This is a genomic window from Oceanisphaera litoralis (assembly GCF_016907015.1).
Classification (GTDB): domain Bacteria; phylum Pseudomonadota; class Gammaproteobacteria; order Enterobacterales; family Aeromonadaceae; genus Oceanimonas; species Oceanimonas litoralis.
Genome location: NZ_JAFBBE010000044.1, coordinates 1 through 3,645, shown reverse-complemented (window position 1 = coordinate 3,645; position 3,645 = coordinate 1). Strand labels below are relative to the sequence as shown.

The 3,645-nt window shown below is 55.5% G+C and carries 6 protein-coding genes; 2 read left to right on the top strand and 4 right to left on the bottom strand.

Translation table 11 applies throughout. The features are described from left to right. Window positions 1-90: 90 nt before the first annotated feature. Together HNR62_RS15925 and HNR62_RS16265 are read right to left on the bottom strand one after the other, a co-directional pair. A complete protein-coding gene (locus HNR62_RS15925) occupies window positions 91-1,230 on the bottom strand; it encodes a flagellar assembly protein T N-terminal domain-containing protein (protein ID WP_338044120.1) in 1,140 nt (379 codons plus the stop codon). After that, window positions 1,221-1,595 (bottom strand): hypothetical protein, encoded by a 375-nt coding sequence (locus HNR62_RS16265; RefSeq protein ID WP_239552880.1) that lies wholly within the window; start codon window positions 1,593-1,595, stop codon window positions 1,221-1,223. Before HNR62_RS16265 ends, HNR62_RS15925 begins: the two co-directional genes overlap by 10 nt. Before the next feature lie 63 nt (window positions 1,596-1,658). On the opposite strand from HNR62_RS16265, the gene HNR62_RS15920 reads away from it, so the two are divergent. Together HNR62_RS15920 and HNR62_RS15915 are read left to right on the top strand one after the other, a co-directional pair. Then, window positions 1,659-2,216 (top strand): FlgO family outer membrane protein, encoded by a 558-nt coding sequence (locus HNR62_RS15920; RefSeq protein WP_239552879.1) that lies wholly within the window; start codon window positions 1,659-1,661, stop codon window positions 2,214-2,216. Further along, entirely contained in the window at window positions 2,206-2,598 is a 393-nt protein-coding gene (locus HNR62_RS15915; RefSeq protein WP_204797062.1) for an LPP20 family lipoprotein, read from the top strand. Before HNR62_RS15920 ends, HNR62_RS15915 begins: the two co-directional genes overlap by 11 nt. A gap of 128 nt (window positions 2,599-2,726) precedes the next feature. Here HNR62_RS15915 and HNR62_RS15910 read toward each other — a convergent pair whose 3' ends face one another. Further along, window positions 2,727-3,140, bottom strand: coding sequence for a flagella synthesis protein FlgN (locus HNR62_RS15910; protein ID WP_204797061.1), 414 nt, complete (start codon window positions 3,138-3,140; stop codon window positions 2,727-2,729). 1 nt (window position 3,141) lies between these two features. Beyond that, window positions 3,142-3,459, bottom strand: a complete 318-nt coding sequence (gene flgM, locus HNR62_RS15905) for a flagellar biosynthesis anti-sigma factor FlgM (RefSeq protein ID WP_204797060.1) — start codon at window positions 3,457-3,459, stop codon at window positions 3,142-3,144. Window positions 3,460-3,645: the final 186 nt, after the last annotated feature.

Genomic DNA, 3,645 nt, shown 5'->3' with positions numbered 1-3,645 from the left:
AGGCTCTTTCGTGCTTACATTAACTCCAATAAAAACAGGTTATTGCCGAATCAGACACACTGAACTAGTACATAGCCAATCCGATTGGTATTACTTGACGCTGGTCAGCATGTCGCCCGGGGTGATGCTGATCTGGCGGGCTGCGGCATCGACCGGTGTCAACAGGCTGTAATCGGTGTGACTTTGTTGCACCACAAACTGGGCTTTGGATGACGTTTCGCTGTAGTAGCCGGGCTGAAGCTGGCGACGGTGGATAAGGGTAAAGCGATCGCCGGGTTGAATGCCGGCCTGACGGCCCAGGTTCATCAGGATGCCTTCCTCAGACTGCTGCAATATATGGCCGATGGCCTTCATGCACGACTGGGCGTTAGTCACATCGCGGGCGATGCGCTGCAGCAACTTATCTGCCGACAGACCGTAAGCCGATTGCCAGAAACTCTGTTCATGCACCTTAACCCTGGCGTGCTTGCCGAAAGACCAGGGAGAGACCGTTTGATAATGCTGTTGCAGCAAACGCTCGCCGGTCAGGCTGTCTTCCAGTGTAATCGACAGACCAAACTGGCGCGGCATATCGGTGAAACGCCATTTAACCCAGCTGCCCTCATCCATACTGATATCGTCAATCACTCCGCTTAACAGCAGTCGGGATTGTTGCTGTTGCGCCAGTACATCACTGCCCTGACGCAGACCGGGGCTGCGGGCCAGGCGGGTATCTGTAGTCAGTTGGTGGGGAAGTTGTGTCATCAAATTGACGTTTGGTGTCAGATGTTGTGCCAATCTGGCGGTCGCGGCGGTGCCCAGTTCAAAAATCTGGCCGACGCTGCCCTGCTCGGGGCGCAGCAGCGGAAAGCTGCTCAAGGTCAGTCCCGGACGATAACGACCGGCACATTGAGGCTGCACATTATCATTGGGCCAGATATCGGCCCTCAATGTTAGCCTCAATTGCCCCTGTGAACGCCGTTCGTCGAGAATGACGTAGTCCATCAGTTCACCCTGAGCGGCAATGTCCAGTTGCTGGCCGGAAAGGGTACCGTTGGTGACCGACTGCACTGTGGTCAGCGAAGCACCGGCCTGCAACAGGGCATCGGTCAACGCCTGCTCCAGTGCCTGCTGGCGGGCGGTCTCGGCACCCAGGCTGAGTGGCGCCGAGCCTTCGGCCTGATACCAGTCGGCTTGAGCTGCCAGCGGCAACAGCAGAAATAATGAGGGTAAAATGGCTTTTATCGGCACTGGGCTATCCTGTGTGAAAACGGCTGCCAGATAAAATCACGGCGGCGGTCAATCATTGGCAGGGATAATGCAAAAACCTTGCCTGCTGCGTTATAAAAACCGCTAAAAGGGTGAATACGCCAATAGGTGTCTTTTTTCTCCGACATATCATATGGCTGTTTTGCCACCGGCAGGGTAAAGTTTGCCGGTCTCTTGCCGATAACGGTGTGGATTTCATTTAATTTAGCGGGAGTCGCTGCATGAGTAGACCCTTTTTCCTTGCTGCCGTGCTGGGCCTGACGGCCTGTTCGGGAGCGGGGGAGTCGCAGTTTGATGGCCAACATCATCACCTGCCCCACGATCATGCGTCCCACTACATCAATCACACACCACTGGGGCTATTACCCCAGCCACAGGTATCTCCCCGCCATAGTCAGGACGGTGTTCCCATGCGCATGAGTGCCGGCACTCGCAGCGCCCATCTGCCTGCGGCCGGGCCATCACTGGTGGGGGGCCAGACTCAGCTGCAGCAGCATATATCGGCACTGGCTTACCGTCTGGTGTCCAGCGCGCACCATCTGGAAAAGCAGTCGGGCATTGCCGTCAGCGGCTTTGTCGATCAACAGGACTATCGCAGCCAGGACGACGTTAACCGGCTGTTGTCGGAAACCATGATGTTTCAGCTCAATCAGTATGGGCTGCGAGTGGTCGACTTCAAGGCCTTGCCTTTTATTCGTATCACTCCGGAAGGAGATGTCAGCACCAGCCGGGACTATCGCCAGCTCAGTTCACGTATCGGTGTCCGTTATCTGTTGCATGGCACTGTCAGTCAAACCACTGGCGGTCGCTTGATCAATGCGCGGTTGGTATCGATGGGAGACAACAGCCTGGTGGCCAGTGCCCAGCAGTTTATTCCCGAATATCTGGTCGCCGGCATGCTAAAGGCGCAGGAGCCTCGGTCCCCGGTGGCGGTGACCCCGGAGCAAAGGAGCCGTTATGCGAAGTAATATCTGGGCCCTGCTGATGCTGGTATTGGCCGGTTGCAGCGCGGAGGGCGGAGTAAGGCCTGCCAAAAACCACCTTTATGCGGTGGGGTATGCTCCCATCAGCCTGCAGCAAGCTGCCAATTATCAGCAGAAGCTGCTGCATGCCATGCGGGCGTCAAAGATGGATGCCTATCGCGAGTTGACCGAGCAGTTGGGCGGGGTCATGACCAGCAGTTCCAGCCAGATGAACAGCCATGTGCTGCAGGACGGCACCGTCCGCAACAGCAGTCGTGGTGTGGTTCGAGGCGCACGAGTGGTGAACAGCTACCCGGATGGAGACATGTACATCACCGAGCTTGAACTGAATCTGGCGGTTTACGAGAAATTGCGCCGAGGACATTGACCCCGCTTGTCGGAGATAAACGCAGGGGTGAAACGTGAGGGGAGGAGGAAGGGCGGAGTGCTAATCCCCCCCTTTTTGTTAAACCTTGAAACCCACGCTTTTGTTAAACCTTGAAACCCACGCTTTTGTTAAACCTTGAAACCCACGCCTTTGTTGATGCCTTTGGTGTGACCTTTTTGGTCATAGGTCATGCTTTGGCGTTCGTGCAGCCGGCTCAGAATATTGGTTAGCTGGCGAATGCCGTTAAGGGATTGATCCAGCAGTTGCCCGGCCACCTGGTTCTGCTCCTGGCATTGTTGCAACAGCGCCCGCAGCTCCGCTACCTGGCCATGATAATCGCCGTTCAGACGTTCCCGCTCGGGGTGGCTGGCAAGCTGGTTATCGGCAGTCTGAATTTCGATCAGCAATGCCTGCTTGCGCTCGGTCAGCGGGGGGAGTTCAAGCGCCTTGCGTTTAACAATCAACTCGCGCTCTTGACGGGTGATATCCAGTAGTTGTTCGAGTTGTGATTTTTGATGGTTCAGCAGCACATCAAGGGGCATGTCAGAGGCCTTCCAAGTCCTGTTCAAAGCGGGAAATATTGGCCGCCAGTCGTTCACTGTCGACCTGGTAACTGCCTTCATTGATGGCTTTTTTCAATGCTTCCAGCCGGGCACTGTTATCGGGAGCAGGTGTTGTTGCCAACGATTGCTGCATCTGATTGAGGCGCCTGGCCTGAGGGGTCAGGGTGACCTCATCCTGGCGGATGGAGGTTGGGCCACTCGAGGGTGGTGCGCCCGAGGTGGTTGATGCCTGGTATTTTTGAGTGCCCGTCAACGGCGTACTATTGCCGAGGCCGGGAGGTAATTTATCGATAGCCATGATAGTCGAGTCCTGATGTTACTGCTGCGTAAATGGATTATCGGCCTCTGCAGCCATAACTTTAGCAGAATTTACCATAAACACCTTATATCCCCGTCATTCATGGCGGGGATATAAGGTGTGAACGGCGTAGCCGTTCCGTGGTTAATGGGGCGTTTGTTGTTGCTCTATGTACTGGCGGATGAT